The organism is Rouxiella sp. WC2420 (assembly GCF_041200025.1).
GTDB lineage: Bacteria > Pseudomonadota > Gammaproteobacteria > Enterobacterales > Enterobacteriaceae > Rouxiella.
The window spans coordinates 384,582-408,167 of record NZ_CP165628.1; the positions used below are offsets into that span (position 1 = coordinate 384,582).

A 23,586-nucleotide genomic window follows, 5' to 3' on the forward strand; every position below is an offset into this window, starting at 1 on the left:
AGATGGAAACTATAGCTAAACATCGCCACGCTCGTTCTTCTGCTCAGAAGGTTCGCCTTGTTGCAGACCTGATCCGCGGTAAGAAAGTGTCGCAAGCTCTGGAAACTCTGGCCTACACCAACAAGAAAGCTGCTGGTCTGGTTAAGAAGGTGCTGGAGTCTGCCATTGCTAACGCAGAACACAACGATGGCGCTGACATCGATGATCTGAAAGTCTCGAAGATTTTCGTAGACGAAGGCCCAAGCATGAAGCGTATTATGCCGCGTGCTAAAGGTCGTGCAGATCGCATTCTGAAGCGCACCAGCCACATTACTGTGGTTGTGTCCGATCGCTGAGACTCTGGAGACTAGCAATGGGTCAGAAAGTACATCCTAATGGTATTCGCCTAGGTATTGTCAAACCTTGGAATTCTACCTGGTACGCAAATACCAAAGAATTCGCTGACAACCTGGACAGCGACTTTAAAGTTCGTCAGTTCTTGACTAAAGAATTGGCGAAAGCTTCCGTTTCTCGCATCGTTATCGAGCGTCCAGCGAAGAGCATCCGTGTGACTATTCACACCGCTCGTCCTGGCATCGTTATCGGCAAGAAAGGTGAAGATGTCGAAAAACTGCGTAAGGTCGTAGCGGATATCGCTGGCGTTCCTGCACAGATTAACATCGCCGAAATCCGTAAACCGGAACTTGACGCAAAATTGGTTGCTGACAGCATCACTTCACAGCTGGAACGTCGCGTTATGTTCCGTCGTGCTATGAAGCGTGCAGTTCAGAACGCAATGCGTCTTGGCGCTAAAGGTATCAAAGTTGAAGTAAGCGGCCGTCTTGGCGGTGCTGAAATCGCGCGTACCGAATGGTACCGTGAAGGTCGTGTTCCACTGCATACTCTGCGTGCGGATATCGATTACAACACATCTGAAGCGCACACCACTTATGGTGTAATCGGCGTTAAGGTATGGATCTTCAAAGGTGAGATCCTGGGTGGTATGGCTGCAGTTGAACAACCGGAACCGGCTGCTCAACCTAAAAAGCAGCAGCGTAAAGGCCGCAAGTAAGGAGAGTCGCTGATGTTACAACCAAAGCGTACAAAATTCCGTAAGGTGCACAAGGGCCGCAACCGTGGCCTTGCGCAAGGTACGGATGTGAGCTTCGGCACTTACGGTCTGAAAGCTGTTGGCCGTGGTCGCCTGACTGCTCGTCAAATTGAAGCAGCACGTCGTGCGATGACCCGTGCAGTTAAGCGTCAAGGTAAGATTTGGATCCGTGTATTCCCGGACAAACCAATCACCGAGAAGCCACTTGAAGTTCGTATGGGTAAAGGTAAGGGTAACGTGGAGTATTGGGTTGCCCTGATCCAGCCTGGTAAAGTCCTGTACGAAATGGACGGTGTGCCTGAAGAGCTGGCGCGTGAAGCATTCCAGCTTGCAGCAGCGAAACTGCCTATTAAAACCACCTTTGTAACTAAGACGGTGATGTAATGAAAGCAAAAGAGCTGCGTGAAAAGAGCGTGGAAGAGCTGAACGTTGAGCTTCTGAACCTGTTGCGTGAGCAGTTTAACCTGCGCATGCAAACGGCCAGCGGCCAGCTGCAGCAAACACACACGTTGAAGCAAGTGCGTCGTGATGTTGCACGTGTTAAGACTTTACTGACTGAGAAGGCGGGCGCGTAATGAGTGACAAGATCCGTACTCTGCAAGGTCGTGTGATCAGTGACAAGATGGAAAAATCTATCGTTGTTGCGATTGAGCGTTTCGTGAAGCACCCAATCTACGGTAAATTCATCAAGCGTACGACTAAGCTGCACGTACATGACGAGAACAACGAATGCGGTATCGGCGACGTCGTTGAAATTAGCGAATGCCGTCCGCTGTCAAAGACTAAGTCTTGGACACTGGTTCGCGTTGTAGAGAAAGCAATTCTGTAATAGAATCGCGTTCTCGAAAATGAATAAACGGCTCATGGAGACCTGGGCCGTTTATTTTTTCTACCCATAATGAATAAGCAGTGTTATAATGCTGCGCCCTCATTTGTGGGGATTTCTATATGGCCTATTGTTAGGTCTTATAAGTTGTAGTTGACATTAGCGGAGCACTAACATGATCCAAGAACAGACTATGCTGACCGTGGCCGACAACTCCGGTGCACGTCGCGTAATGTGTATCAAGGTTCTGGGTGGCTCGCACCGTCGCTACGCAGGCGTTGGCGATATCATCAAAATTACCATCAAGGAAGCAATTCCTCGCGGTAAGGTGAAAAAAGGCGACGTGCTGAAGGCGGTAGTGGTGCGCACCAAGAAGGGTGTTCGTCGCCCGGACGGTTCTGTCATTCGCTTCGATGGCAATGCATGCGTTATTTTAAATAATAACAGCGAGCAGCCAATCGGCACGCGTATTTTTGGGCCGGTAACTCGTGAACTGCGTAATGAGAAGTTCATGAAAATTATCTCTCTGGCACCAGAAGTACTCTAAGGAGCGAACCATGGCAGCGAAAATCCGTCGTGATGACGAAGTTATCCTGCTTACCGGCAAAGATAAAGGTAAGCGTGGTAAAGTAAAAAATGTCCTGTCTTCTGGCAAGGTCATTGTTGAAGGTATCAACCTGGTTAAGAAACATCAGAAGCCTCAACCGGCTCTGAACCAACCAGGCGGCATCGTTGAAAAAGAAGCTGCTGTTCAAGTTTCTAACGTTGCAATCTTCAACACGGCAACCGGTAAGGCTGACCGTGTAGGCTTTAGATTCGAAGACGGCAAAAAAGTCCGTTTCTTCAAGTCTAACAGCGTAACTATCAAGTAATTTGGAGTAGTACGATGGCGAAACTGCATGATTACTACAAAGACGATGTCGTAAAGAAACTCATGTCTGAGTTTAATTACAATTCTGTCATGCAAGTCCCTCGGGTCGAGAAGATCACCCTGAACATGGGTGTTGGTGAAGCGATCGCTGATAAGAAACTGCTGGATAACGCAGCAGCTGATTTAGCAGCTATCTCTGGTCAAAAGCCGTTCATCACCAAAGCACGCAAATCAGTTGCAGGCTTCAAAATCCGTCAGGGCTATCCGATCGGCTGTAAAGTAACCCTGCGTGGCGAACGCATGTGGGAATTCTTTGAGCGTCTGATCACTATTGCTGTACCACGTATCCGTGACTTCCGTGGCTTGTCCGCTAAGTCATTCGACGGCCGTGGTAACTACAGCATGGGCGTGCGTGAACAGATCATCTTCCCGGAAGTCGACTATGACAAAGTCGATCGCGTTCGTGGTTTGGATATTACCATCACCACTACTGCGAAATCCGATGATGAAGGCCGCGCTCTGCTGGCTGCCTTTAACTTCCCGTTCCGTAAGTAAGGTAGGGTTACTAATGGCTAAGCAATCCATGAAAGCACGCGAAGTCAAGCGCGTGAAACTGGCAGATAAATTCTTCGCTAAACGCGTTGAATTGAAAGCAACTATCTCTGACGTGAACGCTTCCGACGAAGATCGTTGGGATGCCGTTCTTAAGCTGCAGACTCTGCCGCGTGATTCCAGCCCGTCTCGTCAGCGTAATCGCTGCCGTCAAACTGGTCGTCCGCACGCTTTCTTGCGGAAGTTCGGGTTGAGCCGTATTAAGGTCCGTGAAGCCGCTATGCGCGGTGAAATTCCGGGTCTTAAAAAGGCTAGCTGGTAATTGTCACCAATTGAATCACGGGAGTAATGACAGATGAGCATGCAAGATCCGATCGCGGATATGCTGACCCGTATCCGTAACGGTCAGGCCGCGAACAAAGTTGCGGTCACCATGCCTTCCTCTAAGCTGAAACTGGCTATTGCCAACGTGCTTAAAGAAGAAGGCTACATTGAAGAATTTAAAATCGAAGGCGACGCCAAACCTGAACTGGAATTAGTACTGAAGTACTTCCAGGGCAAGGCAGTGGTAGAGAGCATTCAACGAATCAGCCGTCCTGGCCTGCGCATCTACAAGAAAAAAGATGAGCTGCCAAAGGTTATGGCCGGTTTGGGTATCGCTGTTATTTCTACCTCTAAAGGTGTTATGACTGATCGTGCAGCTCGCCAGGCTGGTCTTGGTGGCGAGATTATCTGCTACGTAGCTTAATCGGGAGGAAAGCATGTCTCGTGTTGCAAAAGCACCCGTCGTCATTCCTACCGGCGTAGAGGTAAAACTCAACGGTCAGGTTATTACGATTAAGGGTAAAAACGGCGAGCTGTCTCGTACTATCCATGACGCCGTTGAAGTTAAACAGGAAGATAACGCTCTGACCTTTGGTCCGCGCGAAGGCTTCGCAAACGCATGGGCCCAAGCGGGTACCACTCGTGCACTGTTGAACTCAATGGTTATAGGTGTTACCGACGGCTTCACTAAAAAGCTTCAATTGGTTGGTGTTGGTTACCGTGCTGCTATCAAAGGCAACGCGGTGAGTTTGGCCCTGGGTTTTTCCCATCCGGTCGAACACCAGCTGCCGGCAGGCATTACTGCAGAATGTCCAACTCAAACTGAAATCGTGCTGAAAGGCGCTGATAAGCAGGTGATTGGTCAAGTTGCTGCAGATTTACGTGCCTACCGTCGTCCTGAGCCTTATAAAGGCAAGGGTGTCCGTTACGCCGACGAAGTCGTGCGTACCAAAGAGGCTAAGAAGAAGTAAGGTAACACTATGGATAAGAAATCTGCTCGTATCCGTCGTGCGACCCGCGCACGCCGCAAGCTCAAAGAACTGGGTGCGACACGTCTGGTGGTACATCGTACCCCGCGTCATATTTACGCACAGGTGATTGCACCTAACGGTTCTGAAGTATTAGTTGCTGCTTCTACAGTAGAAAAAACTATTACTGAGCAATTGAAGTATACCGGTAACAAAGATGCCGCAACTGCTGTAGGTAAAGCAATTGCAGAACGCGCATTGGAAAAAGGGATTTCGAAAGTATCCTTTGACCGTTCCGGTTTCCAATATCATGGTCGAGTCCAGGCACTGGCAGATGCTGCCCGTGAAGCTGGCCTTCAGTTCTAAGGTAGAGGTGTAAGATGTCACACATCGAAAAACAAGCTGGCGAACTGCAGGAAAAGCTGATCGCGGTAAACCGCGTATCCAAAACCGTAAAAGGTGGCCGTATTTTCAGCTTTACCGCACTGACAGTAGTTGGTGATGGTAACGGTCGCGTTGGTTTTGGCTACGGCAAAGCACGCGAAGTTCCGGCAGCGATCCAGAAAGCGATGGAGAAAGCCCGTCGCAACATGTTGAACGTCGCGCTGAACAGCGGCACCCTGCAGCACCCTGTTAAAGGTGCTCACACGGGTTCTCGCGTGTTCATGCAGCCGGCTTCTGAAGGTACCGGTATTATCGCCGGTGGTGCAATGCGCGCCGTCCTGGAAGTCGCAGGGGTACACAACGTATTGGCTAAAGCTTATGGTTCCACTAACCCGATCAACGTGGTTCGTGCAACTATCGCAGCTTTGGAAGATATGAAGTCCCCAGAAATGGTCGCTGCCAAGCGTGGTAAGTCCGTCGAAGAAATTCTAGGGAAATAACCATGGCAAAGACTATTAAAGTAACTCAAACAAAAAGCAGCATCGGTCGTTTGCCGAAACACAAGCAAACTTTGACTGGTTTAGGTCTGCGTCGTATTGGTCACACTGTAGAACGTGAAGATACACCTTCTGTTCGCGGCATGATCAATCTGGTTTCCTACATGGTTAAGGTTGAGGAGTAAGAGATGCGTTTAAATACTCTGTCTCCGGCTGACGGTGCCAAGCAGGCGCCAAGGCGTGTAGGTCGTGGTATTGGTTCTGGCCTGGGTAAAACCGGCGGCCGTGGTCACAAAGGTCAGAACTCACGTTCTGGCGGTGGCGTACGTCGTGGTTTTGAAGGTGGTCAGATGCCTTTATATCGTCGTTTGCCGAAATTCGGCTTCACCTCTCGCAAAGCTATGATCACGGCAGAAGTTCGTCTGTCTGAACTGGCTCTTGTTGAAGGCGACGTTATCGACCTAAACACGCTGAAAGCCGCTAACGTAATTGGTATCCAGATCGAGTTCGCGAAAGTAATCCTTTCAGGCGAAGTTGCTCGTCCGGTAACCGTACGTGGTCTGCGTGTCACCAAAGGCGCTCGTGTTGCTATCGAAGCTGCTGGCGGTAAAATAGAGGAATAAGTAGCAGATGGCTAAGCAACCGGGATTAGATTTTCAAAGTGCTAAAGGTGGACTTGGTGAGCTGAAGCGCAGACTTTTGTTTGTTATCGGTGCGCTGATTGTTTTCCGTATCGGCTCTTTTATTCCGATCCCTGGTATTGATGCCACTGTACTTGCTAAAATGCTCGAGCAGCAAAGAGGCACCATCATTGAAATGTTTAACATGTTCTCTGGTGGTGCTCTTAGCCGTGCTTCGATCTTTGCTCTGGGAATCATGCCGTATATTTCGGCATCGATTATTATCCAGCTGTTAACGGTGGTTCATCCAGCGTTAGCAGAAATAAAGAAAGAAGGGGAGGCTGGCCGTCGTAAGATTAGCCAGTACACCCGCTACGGTACGCTGGTTTTGGCCGTATTCCAGTCGATCGGTATTGCTACCGGTTTACCGAATATGCCTGGTATGCAAGGTCTGGTGTTAAACCCAGGCCTTTCATTCTACTTTACTGCAGTTGTGAGTCTGGTTACCGGGACAATGTTCCTGATGTGGCTGGGTGAACAGATTACTGAACGTGGTATCGGTAACGGTATTTCAATCATAATCTTTGCTGGTATTGTAGCGGGTCTCCCGACAGCTGTTGGCCATACTATCGAACAGGCTAGACAAGGCGACCTGCACTTCCTCCTGTTGCTGTTGGTTGCAGTATTAGTGTTTGCAGTGACGTTCTTTGTTATCTTTATGGAACGTGGTCAACGTCGTATCGTCGTTAACTACGCCAAACGTCAACAAGGTCGTCGTGTTTATGCAGCACAGAGCACACACTTACCGTTGAAAGTGAATATGGCCGGCGTAATTCCTGCTATTTTTGCTTCCAGCATCATTCTGTTCCCGGCCACGATTGCATCATGGTTCGGTGGCGGAACTGGTTGGAACTGGCTGACAACAATTTCGCTGTATTTGCAGCCTGGGCAACCGCTTTATGTGTTACTCTATGCTACTGCAATCATCTTCTTCTGTTTCTTTTATACTGCGTTGGTGTTCAACCCGCGTGAGACAGCAGATAACCTGAAGAAGTCCGGTGCATTTGTACCAGGAATTCGTCCGGGAGAGCAAACGGCGAAGTATATTGATAAAGTAATGACCCGCCTGACTTTAGTCGGCGCGTTGTACATTACTTTTATCTGCCTTATCCCGGAGTTCATGCGTGACGCAATGAATGTTCCATTCTACTTCGGTGGCACATCGCTGCTCATCGTAGTTGTGGTCATCATGGACTTTATGGCTCAAGTGCAAACTCTGATGATGTCAAGTCAGTATGAGTCTGCGCTGAAGAAAGCAAACCTGAAAGGCAATAATCGCTAATCTGGTGTGTTTGCGAAGTAACGGAGAGTAAAAATGAAAGTTCGTGCTTCCGTCAAGAAATTATGTCGTAACTGCAAAATTGTTAAGCGTAACGGTGTCGTTCGCGTAATCTGCAGCGCCGAGCCGAAGCATAAACAGCGTCAAGGCTGATTATCTCGCATATTTTTCTTGCAAAGTTGGGTTGAGCTGGCTAGATTAGCCAGCCAATCTTTTGTATGTAAGCTGCATCACTATTTGAGTATCCTGAAAACGGGCTTTTCAGAATGGTGTTGCCGTATATAAATAGTAGGAGTGCATAGTGGCCCGTATAGCAGGCATTAACATTCCTGATCAGAAACATACCGTGATCGCATTAACTTCGATCTACGGTATCGGTAAAACCCGCTCACAGGCTATCTGTGCTGCGTCTGGTATTGCTGAAAATGTTAAGATCAGAGAGCTGTCTGAAGAGCAAATCGAATTGCTGCGTGACGAAGTCGCCAAGTTCATTGTTGAAGGTGATCTGCGTCGTGAAGTCACCCTGAGCATCAAGCGTCTTATGGACCTTGGAACTTATCGTGGTTTGCGTCATCGTCGTGGTCTTCCAGTACGCGGTCAGCGTACCAAGACTAACGCACGTACCCGTAAGGGTCCGCGCAAACCGATCAAGAAATAATCGGGGTGATAGAATAAATGGCAAAGGCACCTGTTCGTACACGTAAGCGTGTAAGAAAACAAGTCTCTGACGGCGTGGCTCATATCCATGCGTCTTTCAACAACACCATTGTGACTATTACCGATCGTCAGGGTAATGCTTTGGGTTGGGCAACAGCTGGTGGTTCCGGTTTCCGTGGTTCTCGTAAATCCACTCCGTTCGCAGCTCAGGTTGCAGCAGAGCGCTGTGCAGATGCAGTGAAAGAGTACGGTATCAAGAATCTGGAAGTTATGGTTAAAGGACCTGGTCCTGGTCGTGAGTCTACTATCCGCGCATTAAACGCGGCTGGTTTCCGCATCACTAATATTACTGATGTGACTCCTATCCCTCATAACGGTTGTCGTCCGCCGAAAAAGCGTCGCGTATAACGCTGCTTTTAGGATTGTTGGAGAGAGAAAATGGCAAGATATTTGGGTCCTAAGCTCAAGCTTAGCCGTCGTGAGGGCACAGATTTATTCCTTAAATCTGGTGTTCGCGCGATCGATACCAAGTGTAAGATTGATCAAGCTCCTGGTCAGCACGGTGCGCGTAAACCGCGTCTGTCTGACTATGGCGTGCAGTTACGTGAAAAGCAAAAAGTTCGCCGTACCTACGGTGTTCTGGAGCGCCAGTTCCGTAACTACTACCAAGAAGCAGCCCGCCTGAAGGGCAACACCGGTGAAAACCTGTTGCAACTTCTGGAAGGTCGTCTGGATAACGTTGTTTACCGTATGGGCTTCGGCGCTACGCGTGCAGAGTCACGCCAGCTGGTTAGCCACAAAGCAGTTATGGTAAACGGTCGCGTTGTCAACATCGCTTCTTATCAGGTATCTCCGAATGACGTTGTCAGCATCCGTGAGAAAGCTAAAAAGCAATCTCGCGTGAAGGCCGCTTTGGAGTTGGCTGAACAGCGTGAAAAGCCGACTTGGCTTGAAGTTGATGCTGCTAAGATGGAAGGTCAGTTCAAACGTAATCCTGAACGCGCCGATCTGTCAGCTGACATTAACGAACACCTGATCGTCGAGCTTTACTCTAAGTAAAGCTTAGTACCAAAGAGAGGACACAATGCAGGGTTCTGTGACAGAGTTTCTAAAACCGCGCCTGGTAGATATCGAGCAAGTCAGTTCGACGCACGCCAAGGTGACCCTTGAGCCTTTAGAACGTGGCTTTGGCCATACTTTAGGCAACGCACTGCGCCGTATTCTGCTTTCATCCATGCCGGGTTGCGCGGTGACCGAGGTTGAGATTGATGGTGTACTGCATGAGTACAGCACCAAAGAAGGCGTACAGGAAGACATCCTGGAAATCCTGCTCAACCTGAAAGGGCTGGCGGTGAGAGTTCAAGGGAAAGATGAAGTTATTCTTACCCTGAATAAGTCTGGCATTGGCCCTGTGACTGCAGCCGACATTACCCATGATGGTGATGTCGAAATCGTCAAGCCGCAACACGTTATCTGCCACCTGACCGATGAAAACGCTGCTATCAGTATGCGTATCAAAGTTCAGCGCGGTAGGGGTTATGTGCCGGCGTCTGCCCGAATTCATTCGGAAGAAGATGAGCGCCCAATTGGTCGTCTGTTAGTAGATGCATGCTACAGCCCTGTAGAGCGAATTGCCTACAATGTTGAAGCAGCGCGTGTAGAACAGCGTACTGATTTGGACAAGCTGGTTATCGAAATGGAAACCAACGGTACGATCGATCCTGAAGAGGCGATCCGTCGTGCGGCAACCATTCTTGCTGAACAACTTGAAGCTTTTGTTGATTTACGTGATGTACGTCAACCAGAAGTCAAAGAAGAGAAGCCGGAGTTCGATCCAATCCTGCTGCGCCCTGTTGACGATCTGGAATTGACTGTCCGCTCTGCTAACTGCCTCAAAGCAGAAGCAATCCACTACATCGGTGATCTGGTACAGCGTACCGAAGTTGAGCTTCTTAAGACGCCTAACTTAGGTAAAAAATCTCTTACCGAGATTAAAGACGTACTTGCTTCCCGTGGTTTGTCTCTGGGCATGCGCCTGGAAAACTGGCCACCTGCAAGTATTGCTGACGAGTAACCGGATCACAGGTTAAGGTTTTACTGAGAAGGATAAGGTCATGCGCCATCGTAAGAGTGGTCGTCAACTGAACCGTAACAGCAGCCACCGTACGGCTATGTTCCGTAACATGGCCGGCTCTTTGGTTCGTCATGAAATAATCAAGACGACCCTGCCGAAAGCGAAAGAGCTGCGTCGCGTTGTTGAGCCGCTGATTACTCTTGCCAAGACCGACAACGTTGCAAATCGTCGTCTGGCATTCGCCCGTACTCGTGATAACGAGATCGTGGCAAAACTGTTTAATGAACTGGGCCCGCGTTTCGCGAGCCGTGCCGGTGGTTACACTCGTATTCTTAAGTGTGGTTTCCGTGCAGGCGACAATGCGCCGATGGCATACATCGAGCTCGTTGATCGTGCAGAGTCAAGCGCAGAAGTAGCAACTGCTGAATAATCTGTAGATGCATGAAAAGACCGGGCCAAAAGCCCGGTTTTTTTACATTTAAATTTTGCCCTATTCATTAATTGTTTTCCGCCACAGTTTCTTCTATTACCCTTTCAATAGCCTATCTAAACAATATCAGTCAGTTAACTTCTGACAAGCTTTGTAGATATTGCCCCGCTCTACGCTTTTATCTTTCACCGCGCTATGCTAACCATCAGTTTTCATTTTATTCTGCAGGAGACGCTATGTTTCTGAGTGATCAATGGGCCGAAAGACATATTCTTGATGCACAGGCTAAAGGTGAGTTCGACAACCTTCCTGGAGCAGGTTCACCGCTAGTAATGGATGACGATAGTGGTGTCCCTCCAGAGCTGCGCGTAGCTTATCGGATACTCAAAAATGCCGGTTATGTGCCGCCTGAAATACAGGACCGTAAAGAGGCGGTTGATTTACAGATACTGTTGAAACAGATTGCCGCAGATTCTGAAGATTACCTCAAGGCAGAGAAACGGTTAACTATTCTAAGACTTCGTCTTCATCAGGCTGGCATGAGCACTGACTTCCTCAATGAGGTTAATTATCAGGCCAGATTACAAAAACAGTTCATTGGAGAACAAAATGTTTAAGATTGGTGAATTAGCCAAACTCGCCGACGTGACGCCGGATACCATCCGTTATTATGAAAAGCAGGGCATGATGTCATTGGGAGTGCGGAGTGAATCCGGTTACCGTCTTTACACTGAGAATGATCTTCAGCGGCTGCGGTTTATACGCTATGCAAAAACGACGGGTTTTACGCTGGAAGCCATCAGTGAATTACTATCGATCCGCATCGATCCGGCACAGCACACCTGCCAAGAGTCAAAATCGATCGTCGACCGCCGCTTGTCTGAGGTTGAGCATAAGTTGAGCGAGCTGTTGCGCATGCGTGATTCATTACAACGACTTAGTGCAGCTTGTTGTGGCGGGGCACATACCAGTCGCAGTTGCTCAATCATTGAGGCACTGGAAAACGGTGCCAGTGGCGATATTGCAAATTAACAAAATAGGGTCTAGATTTATCTCCGCAGCGATAATTGCTGCTAAACGCCAATATAATGAGGTGACTATGAGTCAGTATAAACACAATAAAGGTGTGATTCAGGACAATGCAATTCAAGCATTGCTGCATGATCCACTGTTCCGCCAACGGGTAGAAAAAAGTTTGAAAGGTAAAGGCAGCTATCGCCGCAAAGATAAAAAAGGTAAAGGAGCAAATTGGGAAGGCAGTCTTAAACGTTTTAATTTGATGATTGTATAAAACATTTAACACTGCTTTCCTGATAACTCTCTAATTCGTCAGTTAATTTCCTACAATAAAAAAGCCATCGTCTCCGATGGCTTTTTTAATCTAAATTCTTGGTTATAGACGCGGGGTTTGCTGTTCTTTCAGCAGATCGCGGATCTCGGTCAATAATATTTCTTCAGCAGTTGGCTTTGGAGGGGCTGCCGGGGCGGCCTCTTCTTTCCTGCGCAATTTACTTATTAACGTAATAGCACAGAAAATAGCCAAGGCAACGATGACGAAATCAAAAATGTTCTGAATGAAAACACCATAATGCATCACTACGGCAGGCGCTGTTCCGACAGCATCACGTAGTACCCATTGGAAAGATTTAAAATCTACGCCGCCAATTAACAAACCCAGTGGAGGCATAATAATATCGGCTACCAAAGATGAAACTATTTTACCAAATGCTGCACCGATGATCACACCAACCGCTAGGTCAACCACGTTGCCGCGCATGGCAAAGTCGCGAAAATCCTTCACAAAACTCATAATGTAACTCCTTGGCAAATCCACTAATTATGTCAAACAAAGTAAAGACCATTTGTAGCAGATGCGCTACTGGTGTTATTAATATTTGCCTAAATTCGTGTTAAATTTAACTTAAGTTGATTTTTAAAGGAAGAACGGGCTCGGTTGGAACAATCTTTCCACATCGCGAACGAATTTTTTGTCGGTAATAAACATCACTACGTGATCGCCTTGCTGAATGCGCGTCATGCCGTTTGCGATGATCACTTCATTACCGCGCACAACAGCACCAATCGTGGTACCCGGTGGCAGTTTTATCTGCTCAACGGTGCGTCCGACAACTTTCGAAGTACTTTCATCACCGTGTGCAATCGCCTCGATTGCTTCGGCAACTCCGCGACGAAGGGAGGAAACGCTAACTATATCCGCTTTACGTACGTGACCCAGCAGGGCAGAAATTGTTGCCTGCTGTGGAGAGATGGCGATATCAATTACGCTTCCCTGAACCAGGTCAACGTAGGCGCTACGCTGGATAAGCACCATCGCCTTTTTAGCGCCCATGCGCTTTGCCAACATAGCGGACATAATATTCGCTTCATCATCGTTAGTGATGGCAATAAACACGTCGACCTGCTCAATATGTTCTTCTGCCAGTAATTCCTGGTCAGAAGCATCACCATAAAACACGATGGTATCTTGCAACAACTCAGCTAATTCTGCGGCACGCTGCTGATCGCGTTCGATTAGCTTGACGCTATAGTTTTTCTCAAGACGCATGGCCAAACCTGCACCGACATTGCCGCCGCCCACAATCATAATGCGCTTGTAGGGTTTTTCCAGACGCTGTAATTCGCTCATCACTGCACGAATATGCTGAGAGGCCGCTACGAAGAATACTTCATCACCGGCTTCGATAATGGTAGAGCCCTGCGGTCGAATTGGGCGATCTTGACGAAATATCGCGGCCACGCGGGTATCAATATGCGGCATATGCTCACGCATGGCTGACAACGCGCTGCCAACTAACGGGCCACCGTAATAGGCTTTTACCGCCGCGATGCTGACTTTACCTTCGGCAAAGTTCACTACCTGTAATGCGCCAGGATACTCAATCAGCTTGTAGATGTAGTCGATGACCAGCTGCTCGGGAGAGATTAGGTGGTCAATTGGCACGGCTTCTGGCTGGAATAACTTCTCGGACTCACGAATGTATTCAGGCGAGCGTATCCGGGCAATTCGGTTAGGCGTATTGAATAATGAGTAGGCTATCTGGCAAGCTACCATGTTGGTTTCGTCAGAGCTGGTCACGGCAACCAGCATGTCGGCATCTTCTGCTCCGGCTTCACGTAGAACACGAGGATGTGAACCGTGGCCCTGAACGACACGCAGATCGAACTTGTCCTGCAACTGTCGCAGGCGAGAGGTATTGGTATCAACGATAGTAATATCATTGTTCTCACCGACCAGATTTTCTGCCAGCGTGCCGCCAACCTGGCCAGCACCGAGAATTATTATTTTCATAGCACTCTCTGTATTGCTTAAAATGTCGTCAAGGGCCGCCGACTTAACAAGATGACGTTAGCCTTTGATCAGCTTGGCGTAATAGAAACCATCACCACTGTTTGCATCAGGGAGATTTTGTTTGCCTGGTCGCTCAATATCCCCGGTTTCTACCAGTCTAGCCTCCGGATGACGGGCAAGGAAGGCAGTAATCTGTTCGCTATTCTCTTCGGGGAGGATGGAACAGGTGGCATACACTAATGTGCCTTGTGGTTTAAGCGTAGGCCAAATTGCTTCTAGAATCTCCGCCTGCAGGCTCGCCAGCTCGGTAATGTCGCTGTCTCTGCGCAGCCATTTAATATCAGGATGACGGCGAATAACGCCGGTTGCCGAGCAAGGTGCATCGAGCAGGATCTTGTCGAAGACCTTGCCGGTAGCCCAAACGTGAGGCTCTCGACCATCGCCCTGTTTCACTTCGGCATGTAGGCCGAGGCGTTGCAGGTTTTCATGAACACGTTGCAAACGCTGCTTGTCGACATCTACCGCTAAAACGTGAGCCTTAGGGGCAGCCTCGAGAATATGTGTGGTTTTTCCGCCTGGCGCACAGCAAAGATCGAGGATCGCTTCGCCGTCTTGCGGATCCAGCAGATCAACACTGCCTTGAGCCGAGGCATCCTGAACCGTTACCCATCCTTGATCAAATCCAGGTAAGGATGTCACGCCGCACGGAGTTTCCAGACGCAGGGCATCGGCATAATCGGGATGTGGATGAGCTTCGATTCCGGCCTCGATTAACAGAGCCAGATACGCATCGCGAGTATGATGTTGACGATTTACGCGTAACCACATTGGCGGACGCTGGTTGTTGGCGTCAAGAATTTGCTGCCACTGTTTAGGGTAGGCATTTTTGATTCGTTTCAACAACCAGCTAGGATGCAGGTAGCGGCTATCGTTGTTTTGCATACGTTGCAGAAGATCGACTTGCTGACGCTGAAACTGACGCAACACGCCGTTGATTAACCCTTTTAGCTGTGGACGCTTCAGGGCGACTGCACCTTCAACGGTTTCGGCGAGAATGGCGTGTGGCGGGATGCGGGTATGCAGCATTTGATACAAACCGACCATTAGCAGATAGTGCAGAGTACGCTGTTTACCTGTCAAAGGTTTGGCCATCAACTGCTGTAAGCACCATTCCAGCTCGGGTAAAACGCGGAGTGTGCCAAAACACAGTTCTTGCAGCAGCGCCTTGTCTTTATCGGCAATACTTTTCTGCAAGCCTGGAAGGACGGTCGACAGTGACTGGCCCTGATCCAAAACCTGGCTGATTGCTTTTGCAGCAATGCTGCGGAGGTTATAGGTGTTTTTCATAGTCAAAAAAGCTGACCTCAGTCAGCATGCCGACCTGAGCCAGCATAAATAAAAGGAGAGAGCAGAACCCGGCATCTTGAATGAGTCGAGGATACCGGGTGGCGTTATTAGTTTAAAACGGTGCCTGGCGTGAACCATTCACTGCGTGAATTCAGCAGATCCTGAGCAGACATCGGTTTTTTACCCGCAGGCTGAAGTTGGGTAATGTTTAGCACGCCTTGTGCGGTGGCTATCTGAATGCCTTTTTTATCCGCCGCGAGTATCGTGCCCGGCGCAAGGCCGCTTTTATCGGCATCAATAACCTGCGCCTGCCAGACTTTCACCGGCTGATCATCGATGACAAAGTAGCTTACCGGCCACGGATTGAAAGCACGAATGCAACGCTCGAGCTGCCCCGCGCTCAGTGACCAATCCAGGCGCGCTTCTTCCTTGCTTAGTTTTTCTGCATAGGTGACCAGCGATTCGTCCTGAACTTCAGGGCTGGCGGTTCCTTGCTCAAGCTGTTGCAGCGTTTCTAACATGCCAACAGGGCCAAGCTCGGCAAGCTTGGCATAAAGCGTCGCACTGGTATCTTCGGCTTCGATCGGGCAGTGAATTTTATGCAGCATATCGCCGGTATCAAGACCAACGTCCATTTGCATAATTGTCACGCCGGTTTCAGCATCACCGGCCCACAGCGAACGCTGGATAGGCGCCGCACCGCGCCAGCGAGGCAGCAGAGAACCGTGAACATTGATGCAACCCAGTTCCGGCATGGCCAACACCGCTTTGGGTAAAATCAGTCCATAGGCAACCACCACCATCACGTCGGCCTGTAAATCGGCAACAAGGTGCTGATTTTCTTCAGGTCGCAGGGATTTTGGCTGAAACACAGGGATGTCATGTTGCAGAGCCAAGGTCTTTACCGGGCTGGGAGTTAATTTATTTCCCCGTCCTGCCGGGCGGTCGGGCTGCGTGAAAACGCCAACAATCTGATGTTCAGATGTTAAAAGCGCGTCAAGATGACGCGCTGCAAAATCAGGGGTACCGGCAAAAATTATTCGCAAAGCACATTTCCTGTACAAAAGAGGCTGTAAAGCGAGCCTGGGAAAATCGGCTTATTAAAAATAGCCTGAGATGACTAACGCAACGTGCAGCAATTAGCCGCGAGCGTTGAGCTTCGCCAGTTTTTCCATCTTCTGACGGATGCGCTGACGTTTCAGAGGCGATAAGTAATCGACGAACAGTTTGCCAATCAGGTGGTCCATCTCGTGCTGAATGCAAATCGCCAGCAGCTCATCGGCTTCAAGCTCAAAGCTTTTGCCGTTTCTGTCGAGCGCCCGGATCTTCACATTTGCTGCACGAGGCACGAGACCGCGTTGGTCAGGGATAGACAGGCAGCCTTCTTCGATGCCCGTTTCACCGCTTTGCTCCAGCAGTTCAGGGTTAATCAGCACCAACTGTTGGCTCTTATCGTCAGTAACATCAATAACGATAATGCGCTGGTGGATGTTCACCTGAGTTGCGGCCAGCCCGATACCTTCTTCGGCATACATCGTTTCGAACATATCATCGACGATTTGCTGAATTTCGGCGTTAACTTCTTTGACTGGTTTAGCAACAATGCGAAGCCTGTCGTCTGGGAAATGCAATATTTGTAATACGGACATAAATCTCTGGATCTTTATTCAAAGGATTGACGATATATAATCTCTATTCTAGACATTTCCGGCTCTGATTGACAGCATCGTGTATCAATTGAGCACGGCGTCGCGGTGGCGTCTGAACGGGAAATATCGACCATGACACAACAGGAAGTGTGGCTCAGGTTATCCGAGGTGAGAGGGCTAGGCGCAGCGAGGTTGTGTAAGCTGGTCGATGAACTGATCAATCACGATCGTCACACCTTTGCCTTGCTCGCCGCGCTCGGGTTAAACGAGGCTCAGATTACCGCCTATCTTCATCCTCGGTTGATTGATATCAATGCATCTTTGAAATGGACTGAAGAAGAGGATCAGCATCTGATCTGTTTCAACAGCGCCGACTATCCTCCGCTGTTGAAACAGATCGCCTCGCCGCCACGGTTGCTTTACGTAAAAGGGCCTCTGGAGCTGCTCAACTCACCACAATTAGCGATGGTCGGCAGCCGTCACTGCAGCAGCTATGGTGAACACTGGGCGCAATATTTTGCTGCCGGATTAGTTAACTCTGGTTTTACTATTACTAGCGGACTGGCTCTCGGCATTGACGGAATCTGCCACCGCGCGGCTTTGGAAGCCAAGGGTAAAACCGTGGCGGTGTTGGGGAGCGGGCTACGACGCATCCATCCACGCTGTCATAGTTCGCTGGCGGATCGCATTGTCGTGCAGGGAGGCGCGCTGGTTTCAGAATTTCCACTCAATATGCCGCCAATACCGCATAACTTCCCACGCAGAAATAGAATTATCAGTGGGATGAGTGTTGGCGTATTGATTGTGGAAGCCTCCCAACGCAGCGGTTCGCTGATTACTGCACGTTGTGCGCTGGAGCAAGGAAGGGAGGTCTTCGCATTGCCCGGAGCAATAGACAGCCCTAACAGTGAGGGATCTCATTGGCTTATCAAACAGGGCGCTTACCTGGTGACAGACCCGATTGATATCGCCGAGCATATCGGCAGCGGATTGACCTGGCTATCGGCAGAAAAATCGTCTTTTTTCACCGATTCGGCCTCGTTACGCGAAAAAATTGCTGCCGAAGTAAATATTTGTGCTGAAGTTGCTGAACTTGAATTGCCATTTGTCGATGTGTTGGCTAACGTAGGATATGAGGTGACACCTGTTGACGTCGTCGCTGAACGTGCCGGCCAACCTGTGCCAGTGGTAGTAGGTAAACTGCTCGAGCTGGAGTTAGCAGGATGGATCGCAGCTGTATCCGGCGGCTATGTCCGAATTAGGAGGGCAGGCCATGTTCGACGTACTAATGTACTTATTTGAAACTTACATTCACAACGAAGCGGAGATGAGTGTCGACCAAGATAGTTTAACGGATGACTTAACCGAGGCTGGATTTCATCGGACTGATATCCACAATGCATTAAATTGGCTTGAAAAACTTGCTGATCTGCAAGAGGGCGGTACTCCATCCTATTTACTGGATGCAGATCCTTTTGCTCTGAGAGTTTATACCGACGAAGAAATGAGTCGCTTAGATGTCAGCTGCCGGGGCTTCCTGCTATTTCTGGAACAGATTAAAGTGTTGAATGTCGACACCAGGGAGATGGTCGTCGATCGTGTTATGGCTCTGGATACCGACGAGTTCGATCTTGAAGACCTTAAGTGGGTCGTGCTGATGGTTCTCTTTAATATTCCAGGATATGAAAGTGCATACCAGCAAATGGAAGAGCTGTTATTTGATGTTAATGAAGGTTATCTGCACTAAAGCGATTTAATATTCGCCTGTCAGATAACGGGTAAAACACAGAGTATGACTAAAGCAACGCTTTTTGCTGGGAAGCAAAGTGAAATTTGTCCGGAATGCGGGGCCGGTTTGGTGATCCGTAGTGGTCGCCACGGCCCTTTTCTAGGCTGTTCCAACTATCCTGAATGTCAGCACATCCGACCGTTAAAAGCTCAGGCCGATGGCCATATCGTTAAAATTCTCGATGGACAGCTTTGCCCCAAGTGCCAGGCTACGCTGGTTTTACGACAGGGGCGATATGGCATGTTCATCAGCTGTTCGGATTATCCGGCATGCGACCATACCGAAGTTATCGATAAACCTGAAGAAACGACACTATCTTGCCCGCAGTGCGGTCAGGGCCATTTGCTGCAACGCAAATCCCGTTTCGGTAAAGTGTTTCATGCCTGCAACCGCTATCCAGATTGCCAGTTTGCAATCAACAATATTCCAGTGGCCGGGACCTGCGAGTTCTGCCAATATCCATTATTGATGGAAAAGAAAACGGCGCAGGGAATCAAGCTATTCTGTGCCAGTAAGCTATGCGGTAAAGCCGTAGTAAAAGTAGATTAAACTCATGACGACACAACAATCCAATCTGTCTGCCATCTTGCAGGCATTAGAGCTTCAACACGTTATTGCCTATCCGACCGAGGCCGTTTTTGGTCTGGGTTGTGATCCCGATAGTGAGCAGGCTGTCGAGGCGCTGCTGGCGCTTAAACAGAGACCGCGCGATAAAGGTCTGATCCTAATCGCCGACAGCTACGAGCAACTGTTACCTTATATAGATGATTCTCGGCTAAGTGCCGATCGTCGAGAGCAGATTTTTGCCAGTTGGCCGGGGCCGGTGACTTGGGTTATGCCCGCTAAAGCTACCACGCCGCAATGGCTTACCGGGCGTTTTAGCTCACTGGCCGTGCGTGTTAGCGATCATCCATTGGTTAAACAACTCTGCCGCCAGTATGGCAAACCTCTGGTTTCAACCAGTGCGAATCTTAGTGGCCAGCCTCCAGGCCGCACGGCAGATGATGTTAGAATGCAGTTTGGTTCTGATTTCCCTGTGCTGGAAGGAAACGTCGGTGGGCGCGAAAACCCGTCTGAAATCAAAGATGCTGCTACCGGCGAACTTATACGCCAAGGTTAAGGAAAATCTGTCATGTCTTCTTTCGCTGTTTTCGGTAACCCAATCGGTCATAGCAAGTCACCGCGTATTCACGCCCTTTTTGCCGAGCAAACCGGGATCAACCATCAGTACGGTACTGTTTTGGCACCTCATGATGAGTTTGAAGAAACGTTGCGCGGCTTCTTTGCTAATGGCGCAAGCGGAGCAAATATTACTGTTCCATTCAAGGAGCGCGCCTTTGCCGAGTCTGATGAACTCTCGGATCGCGCTGCGCTGAGCGGTGCTGTTAATACATTGAAGAAGCTGGAAGATGGTCGATTGCTGGGGGATAACACCGACGGCATTGGTATGATTAGCGATCTGCAACGTTTGAATATGATCAAATCAGGCGATCGCGTTCTGCTGGTGGGTGCCGGGGGAGCAGCGCGTGGCGTAATCCTGCCGCTGTTAGCTCACGGTTGCCGGGTGGTAGTCACCAATCGTACTTTTGAGCGCGCCCAGCATCTGCATTCTATCTTTGCAGCCAAGGGTGATATTACCGCCGTTGCGCTAAACGATCTCGACGGACTGGCTTTTGATTTAATCATCAATGCCACGGCTTCAGGAATTAAAGGGGATGTACCCGCGATCCCTGTTGCTGTCGTAACGGCAGAAACCCGCATCTACGATATGTTTTATCAGGCGGGTGAAACACCGTTTATTGCCTGGGCAAAACAATGCGGTGCAAAATACGCGGCAGATGGCTTGGGTATGCTGGTGGGGCAAGCCGCTCACGCCTTCTATTTATGGCACGGCGTAATGCCTGAGATTGAACCGGTTTTGACTCAGTTAAAGCAGGATCTGGCAGGTTAAGATATTAAAGGGGGATCGTTTATTCGAATCCCCTCTATATATAGATGAAGGAGAAGGTTGTTACTTATCTTCTCCCGATAAGTATTCATCTTTCCATTTAACGTAATTATTAGATGAATAGGTTAAACCAGCAATCTCTTCGGCGCTCAGTTCGCGAATCTGTTTAACCGGGCTCCCCAGATACAGGTAGCCGCTCTCTAATCGTTTACCGGGCGGTATCAGACTTCCCGCGCCAATCATTACGTCATCTTCAATAATCGCGCCATCCAGCACAATCGATCCCATTCCAACCAATACTCTATTGCCCACGGTGCAGCCGTGCAGCATAGCTTTATGTCCTACCGTTACGTCTTCGCCAATAATTAGCGGGAAACCTTCCGGGTTATGAGCAGACTGATGGGTGACGTGCAATACACTGCCGTCCTGAATATTGCTGCGACAGCCAATGACTACCCCGTTAACGTCACCACGAATGGCAACCAGGGGCCAGACGCTGACGTCATCAGCCAGATCCACATCGCCGATAATCACGCTAGTGGGATCAACCATTACGCGATCGCCCAATTTTGGATGCGTTCCTTTATAGGATCTTAATGCTTGTGACATGACTTATTCCTCTCTGATGAGATTAATGCTTTCCGCAATATAGTCGTTGGATCAATGAATACCTAGTTTTGCCCTGCAGGATCGTTGATAAAACATGCGGATCGGATAAGAACTCCGCGAAAGGAACGAAAAACAGGCAGTCAGAATTAAAAGATCAATAAACGCTTGCGGCTCCTCAGAAACTCCCTATAATGCCGCTCCATCGACAGGGAACAACGCAGCAGCAACGCGGTGTGAACAAGTCGGAAAGCATTAAAAATGATGATGACCGCGAAAATAAACGGTTGACATCAAAAGAGGAAAGCGTAGAATACGCCACCTCGAGTTAGCAAGCGAAAGCGCGTAACTCACTGCTCTTTAACAATTTATCAGACAATCTGTGTGGGCACTCACAAGACGATATCAGCCACTTCGGTGGCAACAGAATATCAAAGGCAGCAATGCCAAGTCTTAGAGTGACCAAGCAGTAATTCATTTTTGAATTATTACGAAAGTAAACTTTGAGCACCGCTGAACTTGTTTCAGCAAATCGAACTTTTAATTGAAGAGTTTGATCATGGCTCAGATTGAACGCTGGCGGCAGGCCTAACACATGCAAGTCGAGCGGTAGCACGGGAGAGCTTGCTCTCTGGGTGACGAGCGGCGGACGGGTGAGTAATGTCTGGGAAACTGCCTGATGGAGGGGGATAACTACTGGAAACGGTAGCTAATACCGCATGATGTCGCAAGACCAAAGTGGGGGACCTTCGGGCCTCACGCCATCGGATGTGCCCAGATGGGATTAGCTAGTAGGTGGGGTAATGGCTCACCTAGGCGACGATCCCTAGCTGGTCTGAGAGGATGACCAGCCACACTGGAACTGAGACACGGTCCAGACTCCTACGGGAGGCAGCAGTGGGGAATATTGCACAATGGGCGCAAGCCTGATGCAGCCATGCCGCGTGTGTGAAGAAGGCCTTAGGGTTGTAAAGCACTTTCAGCGAGGAGGAAGGCGTTGTTGTTAATAGCAGCAGCGATTGACGTTACTCGCAGAAGAAGCACCGGCTAACTCCGTGCCAGCAGCCGCGGTAATACGGAGGGTGCAAGCGTTAATCGGAATTACTGGGCGTAAAGCGCACGCAGGCGGTTTGTTAAGTCAGATGTGAAATCCCCGAGCTTAACTTGGGAACTGCATTTGAAACTGGCAAGCTAGAGTCTTGTAGAGGGGGGTAGAATTCCAGGTGTAGCGGTGAAATGCGTAGAGATCTGGAGGAATACCGGTGGCGAAGGCGGCCCCCTGGACAAAGACTGACGCTCAGGTGCGAAAGCGTGGGGAGCAAACAGGATTAGATACCCTGGTAGTCCACGCTGTAAACGATGTCGACTTGGAGGTTGTGCCCTTGAGGCGTGGCTTCCGGAGCTAACGCGTTAAGTCGACCGCCTGGGGAGTACGGCCGCAAGGTTAAAACTCAAATGAATTGACGGGGGCCCGCACAAGCGGTGGAGCATGTGGTTTAATTCGATGCAACGCGAAGAACCTTACCTACTCTTGACATCCACGGAATTCGCTAGAGATAGCTTAGTGCCTTCGGGAACCGTGAGACAGGTGCTGCATGGCTGTCGTCAGCTCGTGTTGTGAAATGTTGGGTTAAGTCCCGCAACGAGCGCAACCCTTATCCTTTGTTGCCAGCGAGTAATGTCGGGAACTCAAAGGAGACTGCCGGTGATAAACCGGAGGAAGGTGGGGATGACGTCAAGTCATCATGGCCCTTACGAGTAGGGCTACACACGTGCTACAATGGCGTATACAAAGAGAAGCGAACTCGCGAGAGCAAGCGGACCTCATAAAGTACGTCGTAGTCCGGATTGGAGTCTGCAACTCGACTCCATGAAGTCGGAATCGCTAGTAATCGTAGATCAGAATGCTACGGTGAATACGTTCCCGGGCCTTGTACACACCGCCCGTCACACCATGGGAGTGGGTTGCAAAAGAAGTAGGTAGCTTAACCTTCGGGAGGGCGCTTACCACTTTGTGATTCATGACTGGGGTGAAGTCGTAACAAGGTAACCGTAGGGGAACCTGCGGTTGGATCACCTCCTTACCTAAAGATACGCATTGTGCAGTGTCCACACAGATTGTCTGATGAAATTAACGAGCAAGAGCACCTGTTGATGCAGTGGGGGAAACCCTGCGCTGATACGAAAACGTGTCGAGTCAGTGATTCGAGACGGCATTTTCGTGTCCCCATCGTCTAGAGGCCTAGGACACTGCCCTTTCACGGCTGTAACAGGGGTTCGAATCCCCTTGGGGACGCCATCCGAT

Annotated in this window: 36 protein-coding genes, 1 tRNA gene and 1 rRNA gene; 32 read left to right on the plus strand and 6 right to left on the minus strand. The window is 49.4% G+C overall.

Annotated features, from left to right (window positions below):
- Positions 1–2 precede the first annotated feature (2 nt).
- The 25 genes from rplV (at position 3) to AB3G37_RS01950 (ending at position 11,923) form a co-directional block, all read left to right on the plus strand.
- Positions 3–335, plus strand: a complete 333-nt coding sequence (gene rplV, locus AB3G37_RS01830) for a 50S ribosomal protein L22 (protein WP_009639181.1) — start codon at positions 3–5, stop codon at positions 333–335.
- A 17-nt stretch (positions 336–352) separates the two neighbouring features.
- Entirely contained in the window at positions 353–1,051 is a 699-nt protein-coding gene (gene rpsC, locus AB3G37_RS01835) for a 30S ribosomal protein S3 (protein ID WP_009639182.1), read from the plus strand.
- A 12-nt stretch (positions 1,052–1,063) separates the two neighbouring features.
- Positions 1,064–1,474, plus strand: a complete 411-nt coding sequence (gene rplP / locus AB3G37_RS01840) for a 50S ribosomal protein L16 (RefSeq protein WP_009639183.1) — start codon at positions 1,064–1,066, stop codon at positions 1,472–1,474.
- The gene (gene rpmC / locus AB3G37_RS01845) at positions 1,474–1,665 is read left to right on the plus strand and encodes a 50S ribosomal protein L29 (RefSeq protein ID WP_009639184.1); all 192 of its coding nucleotides are present in this window, start codon (positions 1,474–1,476) and stop codon (positions 1,663–1,665) included. Before rplP ends, rpmC begins: the two co-directional genes overlap by 1 nt.
- A complete protein-coding gene (gene rpsQ, locus AB3G37_RS01850; RefSeq protein ID WP_009639185.1) occupies positions 1,665–1,919 on the plus strand; it encodes a 30S ribosomal protein S17 in 255 nt (84 codons plus the stop codon). The genes rpmC and rpsQ overlap by 1 nt, the downstream gene beginning before the upstream one ends.
- A 172-nt stretch (positions 1,920–2,091) precedes the next feature.
- Positions 2,092–2,463 (plus strand): 50S ribosomal protein L14, encoded by a 372-nt coding sequence (gene rplN, locus AB3G37_RS01855; RefSeq protein WP_008457164.1) that lies wholly within the window; start codon positions 2,092–2,094, stop codon positions 2,461–2,463.
- 10 nt (positions 2,464–2,473) lie between these two features.
- Positions 2,474–2,788 carry a 50S ribosomal protein L24 gene (gene rplX / locus AB3G37_RS01860; protein ID WP_009639186.1) on the plus strand — a complete coding sequence of 105 codons (315 nt, stop codon included), beginning with the start codon at positions 2,474–2,476 and terminating at the stop codon, positions 2,786–2,788.
- A gap of 14 nt (positions 2,789–2,802) precedes the next feature.
- Positions 2,803–3,342, plus strand: a complete 540-nt coding sequence (gene rplE / locus AB3G37_RS01865; RefSeq protein ID WP_009639187.1) for a 50S ribosomal protein L5 — start codon at positions 2,803–2,805, stop codon at positions 3,340–3,342.
- 13 nt (positions 3,343–3,355) lie between these two features.
- Complete coding sequence (rpsN, locus tag AB3G37_RS01870) at positions 3,356–3,661, plus strand: 30S ribosomal protein S14 (RefSeq protein ID WP_009639188.1); 306 nt, start codon at positions 3,356–3,358, stop codon at positions 3,659–3,661.
- A 33-nt stretch (positions 3,662–3,694) separates the two neighbouring features.
- Complete coding sequence (gene rpsH, locus AB3G37_RS01875; RefSeq protein WP_009639189.1) at positions 3,695–4,087, plus strand: 30S ribosomal protein S8; 393 nt, start codon at positions 3,695–3,697, stop codon at positions 4,085–4,087.
- A gap of 13 nt (positions 4,088–4,100) precedes the next feature.
- Positions 4,101–4,634, plus strand: coding sequence for a 50S ribosomal protein L6 (gene rplF / locus AB3G37_RS01880; RefSeq protein WP_009639190.1), 534 nt, complete (start codon positions 4,101–4,103; stop codon positions 4,632–4,634).
- A 9-nt stretch (positions 4,635–4,643) separates the two neighbouring features.
- The gene (gene rplR / locus AB3G37_RS01885) at positions 4,644–4,997 is read left to right on the plus strand and encodes a 50S ribosomal protein L18 (protein WP_009639191.1); all 354 of its coding nucleotides are present in this window, start codon (positions 4,644–4,646) and stop codon (positions 4,995–4,997) included.
- A gap of 14 nt (positions 4,998–5,011) precedes the next feature.
- Positions 5,012–5,515, plus strand: a complete 504-nt coding sequence (gene rpsE, locus AB3G37_RS01890; RefSeq protein WP_009639192.1) for a 30S ribosomal protein S5 — start codon at positions 5,012–5,014, stop codon at positions 5,513–5,515.
- Positions 5,516–5,517: 2 nt separating this feature from the next.
- Entirely contained in the window at positions 5,518–5,697 is a 180-nt protein-coding gene (gene rpmD / locus AB3G37_RS01895) for a 50S ribosomal protein L30 (protein ID WP_009639193.1), read from the plus strand.
- 3 nt (positions 5,698–5,700) lie between these two features.
- Positions 5,701–6,135, plus strand: coding sequence for a 50S ribosomal protein L15 (gene rplO / locus AB3G37_RS01900; RefSeq protein WP_009639194.1), 435 nt, complete (start codon positions 5,701–5,703; stop codon positions 6,133–6,135).
- Between the two features lie 7 nt (positions 6,136–6,142).
- On the plus strand, positions 6,143–7,474 hold the full coding sequence (secY, locus tag AB3G37_RS01905) for a preprotein translocase subunit SecY (protein ID WP_009639195.1): 1,332 nt from the start codon (positions 6,143–6,145) through the stop codon (positions 7,472–7,474).
- A 33-nt stretch (positions 7,475–7,507) separates the two neighbouring features.
- Positions 7,508–7,624, plus strand: coding sequence for a 50S ribosomal protein L36 (rpmJ, locus tag AB3G37_RS01910; RefSeq protein ID WP_002227352.1), 117 nt, complete (start codon positions 7,508–7,510; stop codon positions 7,622–7,624).
- A 148-nt stretch (positions 7,625–7,772) separates the two neighbouring features.
- Positions 7,773–8,129 carry a 30S ribosomal protein S13 gene (gene rpsM, locus AB3G37_RS01915; protein ID WP_009639196.1) on the plus strand — a complete coding sequence of 119 codons (357 nt, stop codon included), beginning with the start codon at positions 7,773–7,775 and terminating at the stop codon, positions 8,127–8,129.
- 17 nt (positions 8,130–8,146) lie between these two features.
- Positions 8,147–8,536: a 30S ribosomal protein S11 gene (rpsK, locus tag AB3G37_RS01920; RefSeq protein ID WP_004929731.1), complete on the plus strand. Its 390-nt coding sequence runs from the start codon at positions 8,147–8,149 to the stop codon at positions 8,534–8,536.
- 30 nt (positions 8,537–8,566) lie between these two features.
- Positions 8,567–9,187: a 30S ribosomal protein S4 gene (rpsD, locus tag AB3G37_RS01925; protein WP_009639197.1), complete on the plus strand. Its 621-nt coding sequence runs from the start codon at positions 8,567–8,569 to the stop codon at positions 9,185–9,187.
- Positions 9,188–9,212: 25 nt separating this feature from the next.
- A complete protein-coding gene (gene rpoA / locus AB3G37_RS01930; RefSeq protein ID WP_002919219.1) occupies positions 9,213–10,202 on the plus strand; it encodes a DNA-directed RNA polymerase subunit alpha in 990 nt (329 codons plus the stop codon).
- A gap of 40 nt (positions 10,203–10,242) precedes the next feature.
- A complete protein-coding gene (gene rplQ, locus AB3G37_RS01935) occupies positions 10,243–10,632 on the plus strand; it encodes a 50S ribosomal protein L17 (protein WP_009639198.1) in 390 nt (129 codons plus the stop codon).
- 236 nt (positions 10,633–10,868) lie between these two features.
- On the plus strand, positions 10,869–11,249 hold the full coding sequence (locus AB3G37_RS01940; RefSeq protein ID WP_369789542.1) for a DUF1992 domain-containing protein: 381 nt from the start codon (positions 10,869–10,871) through the stop codon (positions 11,247–11,249).
- Positions 11,242–11,664 carry a Zn(2+)-responsive transcriptional regulator gene (gene zntR, locus AB3G37_RS01945; RefSeq protein ID WP_009639200.1) on the plus strand — a complete coding sequence of 141 codons (423 nt, stop codon included), beginning with the start codon at positions 11,242–11,244 and terminating at the stop codon, positions 11,662–11,664. The genes AB3G37_RS01940 and zntR overlap by 8 nt, the downstream gene beginning before the upstream one ends.
- A 67-nt stretch (positions 11,665–11,731) precedes the next feature.
- Positions 11,732–11,923, plus strand: coding sequence for an alternative ribosome-rescue factor A (locus AB3G37_RS01950; RefSeq protein ID WP_369789543.1), 192 nt, complete (start codon positions 11,732–11,734; stop codon positions 11,921–11,923).
- A 102-nt stretch (positions 11,924–12,025) separates the two neighbouring features.
- Here the strand turns inward: AB3G37_RS01950 and mscL are convergent, their stop codons facing one another.
- The 5 genes from mscL to def form a co-directional block, all read right to left on the minus strand.
- Entirely contained in the window at positions 12,026–12,442 is a 417-nt protein-coding gene (gene mscL / locus AB3G37_RS01955) for a large-conductance mechanosensitive channel protein MscL (RefSeq protein WP_369789544.1), read from the minus strand.
- A gap of 123 nt (positions 12,443–12,565) precedes the next feature.
- Positions 12,566–13,942, minus strand: coding sequence for a Trk system potassium transporter TrkA (gene trkA, locus AB3G37_RS01960; protein ID WP_369789545.1), 1,377 nt, complete (start codon positions 13,940–13,942; stop codon positions 12,566–12,568).
- Positions 13,943–13,999: 57 nt separating this feature from the next.
- The gene (gene rsmB / locus AB3G37_RS01965) at positions 14,000–15,289 is read right to left on the minus strand and encodes a 16S rRNA (cytosine(967)-C(5))-methyltransferase RsmB (protein WP_369790870.1); all 1,290 of its coding nucleotides are present in this window, start codon (positions 15,287–15,289) and stop codon (positions 14,000–14,002) included.
- 107 nt (positions 15,290–15,396) lie between these two features.
- The gene (gene fmt, locus AB3G37_RS01970) at positions 15,397–16,353 is read right to left on the minus strand and encodes a methionyl-tRNA formyltransferase (RefSeq protein ID WP_369789546.1); all 957 of its coding nucleotides are present in this window, start codon (positions 16,351–16,353) and stop codon (positions 15,397–15,399) included.
- Positions 16,354–16,428: 75 nt separating this feature from the next.
- Positions 16,429–16,938 (minus strand): peptide deformylase, encoded by a 510-nt coding sequence (gene def / locus AB3G37_RS01975; protein WP_009639206.1) that lies wholly within the window; start codon positions 16,936–16,938, stop codon positions 16,429–16,431.
- 132 nt (positions 16,939–17,070) lie between these two features.
- Here def and dprA point away from each other — a divergent pair, with 132 nt between their 5' ends.
- The 5 genes from dprA to aroE are packed head-to-tail and all read left to right on the plus strand — an operon-like array spanning position 17,071 to position 20,678.
- On the plus strand, positions 17,071–18,240 hold the full coding sequence (dprA, locus tag AB3G37_RS01980) for a DNA-protecting protein DprA (RefSeq protein WP_369789547.1): 1,170 nt from the start codon (positions 17,071–17,073) through the stop codon (positions 18,238–18,240).
- Positions 18,212–18,685: a DUF494 family protein gene (locus AB3G37_RS01985; RefSeq protein WP_009639208.1), complete on the plus strand. Its 474-nt coding sequence runs from the start codon at positions 18,212–18,214 to the stop codon at positions 18,683–18,685. Before dprA ends, AB3G37_RS01985 begins: the two co-directional genes overlap by 29 nt.
- A 45-nt stretch (positions 18,686–18,730) precedes the next feature.
- Positions 18,731–19,276, plus strand: a complete 546-nt coding sequence (locus AB3G37_RS01990; protein WP_369789548.1) for a topoisomerase DNA-binding C4 zinc finger domain-containing protein — start codon at positions 18,731–18,733, stop codon at positions 19,274–19,276.
- Positions 19,277–19,280: 4 nt separating this feature from the next.
- Entirely contained in the window at positions 19,281–19,847 is a 567-nt protein-coding gene (gene tsaC, locus AB3G37_RS01995; protein WP_009639210.1) for an L-threonylcarbamoyladenylate synthase type 1 TsaC, read from the plus strand.
- Between the two features lie 12 nt (positions 19,848–19,859).
- On the plus strand, positions 19,860–20,678 hold the full coding sequence (aroE, locus tag AB3G37_RS02000; RefSeq protein WP_369789549.1) for a shikimate dehydrogenase: 819 nt from the start codon (positions 19,860–19,862) through the stop codon (positions 20,676–20,678).
- A gap of 60 nt (positions 20,679–20,738) precedes the next feature.
- Here aroE and AB3G37_RS02005 read toward each other — a convergent pair whose 3' ends face one another.
- Positions 20,739–21,284 (minus strand): gamma carbonic anhydrase family protein, encoded by a 546-nt coding sequence (locus AB3G37_RS02005; protein WP_369789550.1) that lies wholly within the window; start codon positions 21,282–21,284, stop codon positions 20,739–20,741.
- Positions 21,285–21,822: 538 nt separating this feature from the next.
- On the opposite strand from AB3G37_RS02005, the gene AB3G37_RS02010 reads away from it, so the two are divergent.
- Positions 21,823–23,365 (plus strand): 16S ribosomal RNA (locus tag AB3G37_RS02010).
- 139 nt (positions 23,366–23,504) lie between these two features.
- Positions 23,505–23,580 (plus strand) — tRNA-Glu (locus tag AB3G37_RS02015).
- Positions 23,581–23,586 lie beyond the last annotated feature (6 nt).

Bases quoted from the DNA above. Each gene is read 5' to 3' on its own strand.
- rplV (WP_009639181.1), top strand. From the start codon at position 3: ATGGAAACTATAGCTAAACATCGCCACGCTCGTTCTTCTGCTCAGAAG.
- rpsC (WP_009639182.1), top strand. From the start codon at position 353: ATGGGTCAGAAAGTACATCCTAATGGTATTCGCCTAGGTATTGTCAAA.
- rplP (WP_009639183.1), top strand. From the start codon at position 1,064: ATGTTACAACCAAAGCGTACAAAATTCCGTAAGGTGCACAAGGGCCGC.
- rpmC (WP_009639184.1), top strand. From the start codon at position 1,474: ATGAAAGCAAAAGAGCTGCGTGAAAAGAGCGTGGAAGAGCTGAACGTT.
- rpsQ (WP_009639185.1), top strand. From the start codon at position 1,665: ATGAGTGACAAGATCCGTACTCTGCAAGGTCGTGTGATCAGTGACAAG.
- rplN (WP_008457164.1), top strand. From the start codon at position 2,092: ATGATCCAAGAACAGACTATGCTGACCGTGGCCGACAACTCCGGTGCA.
- rplX (WP_009639186.1), top strand. From the start codon at position 2,474: ATGGCAGCGAAAATCCGTCGTGATGACGAAGTTATCCTGCTTACCGGC.
- rplE (WP_009639187.1), top strand. From the start codon at position 2,803: ATGGCGAAACTGCATGATTACTACAAAGACGATGTCGTAAAGAAACTC.
- rpsN (WP_009639188.1), top strand. From the start codon at position 3,356: ATGGCTAAGCAATCCATGAAAGCACGCGAAGTCAAGCGCGTGAAACTG.
- rpsH (WP_009639189.1), top strand. From the start codon at position 3,695: ATGAGCATGCAAGATCCGATCGCGGATATGCTGACCCGTATCCGTAAC.
- rplF (WP_009639190.1), top strand. From the start codon at position 4,101: ATGTCTCGTGTTGCAAAAGCACCCGTCGTCATTCCTACCGGCGTAGAG.
- rplR (WP_009639191.1), top strand. From the start codon at position 4,644: ATGGATAAGAAATCTGCTCGTATCCGTCGTGCGACCCGCGCACGCCGC.
- rpsE (WP_009639192.1), top strand. From the start codon at position 5,012: ATGTCACACATCGAAAAACAAGCTGGCGAACTGCAGGAAAAGCTGATC.
- rpmD (WP_009639193.1), top strand. From the start codon at position 5,518: ATGGCAAAGACTATTAAAGTAACTCAAACAAAAAGCAGCATCGGTCGT.
- rplO (WP_009639194.1), top strand. From the start codon at position 5,701: ATGCGTTTAAATACTCTGTCTCCGGCTGACGGTGCCAAGCAGGCGCCA.
- secY (WP_009639195.1), top strand. From the start codon at position 6,143: ATGGCTAAGCAACCGGGATTAGATTTTCAAAGTGCTAAAGGTGGACTT.
- rpmJ (WP_002227352.1), top strand. From the start codon at position 7,508: ATGAAAGTTCGTGCTTCCGTCAAGAAATTATGTCGTAACTGCAAAATT.
- rpsK (WP_004929731.1), top strand. From the start codon at position 8,147: ATGGCAAAGGCACCTGTTCGTACACGTAAGCGTGTAAGAAAACAAGTC.
- rpsD (WP_009639197.1), top strand. From the start codon at position 8,567: ATGGCAAGATATTTGGGTCCTAAGCTCAAGCTTAGCCGTCGTGAGGGC.
- rpoA (WP_002919219.1), top strand. From the start codon at position 9,213: ATGCAGGGTTCTGTGACAGAGTTTCTAAAACCGCGCCTGGTAGATATC.
- rplQ (WP_009639198.1), top strand. From the start codon at position 10,243: ATGCGCCATCGTAAGAGTGGTCGTCAACTGAACCGTAACAGCAGCCAC.
- AB3G37_RS01940 (WP_369789542.1), top strand. From the start codon at position 10,869: ATGTTTCTGAGTGATCAATGGGCCGAAAGACATATTCTTGATGCACAG.
- zntR (WP_009639200.1), top strand. From the start codon at position 11,242: ATGTTTAAGATTGGTGAATTAGCCAAACTCGCCGACGTGACGCCGGAT.
- AB3G37_RS01950 (WP_369789543.1), top strand. From the start codon at position 11,732: ATGAGTCAGTATAAACACAATAAAGGTGTGATTCAGGACAATGCAATT.
- mscL (WP_369789544.1), bottom strand. From the start codon at position 12,442: ATGAGTTTTGTGAAGGATTTTCGCGACTTTGCCATGCGCGGCAACGTG.
- trkA (WP_369789545.1), bottom strand. From the start codon at position 13,942: ATGAAAATAATAATTCTCGGTGCTGGCCAGGTTGGCGGCACGCTGGCA.
- rsmB (WP_369790870.1), bottom strand. From the start codon at position 15,289: ATGAAAAACACCTATAACCTCCGCAGCATTGCTGCAAAAGCAATCAGC.
- def (WP_009639206.1), bottom strand. From the start codon at position 16,938: ATGTCCGTATTACAAATATTGCATTTCCCAGACGACAGGCTTCGCATT.
- dprA (WP_369789547.1), top strand. From the start codon at position 17,071: ATGACACAACAGGAAGTGTGGCTCAGGTTATCCGAGGTGAGAGGGCTA.
- AB3G37_RS01985 (WP_009639208.1), top strand. From the start codon at position 18,212: ATGTTCGACGTACTAATGTACTTATTTGAAACTTACATTCACAACGAA.
- AB3G37_RS01990 (WP_369789548.1), top strand. From the start codon at position 18,731: ATGACTAAAGCAACGCTTTTTGCTGGGAAGCAAAGTGAAATTTGTCCG.
- tsaC (WP_009639210.1), top strand. From the start codon at position 19,281: ATGACGACACAACAATCCAATCTGTCTGCCATCTTGCAGGCATTAGAG.
- aroE (WP_369789549.1), top strand. From the start codon at position 19,860: ATGTCTTCTTTCGCTGTTTTCGGTAACCCAATCGGTCATAGCAAGTCA.
- AB3G37_RS02005 (WP_369789550.1), bottom strand. From the start codon at position 21,284: ATGTCACAAGCATTAAGATCCTATAAAGGAACGCATCCAAAATTGGGC.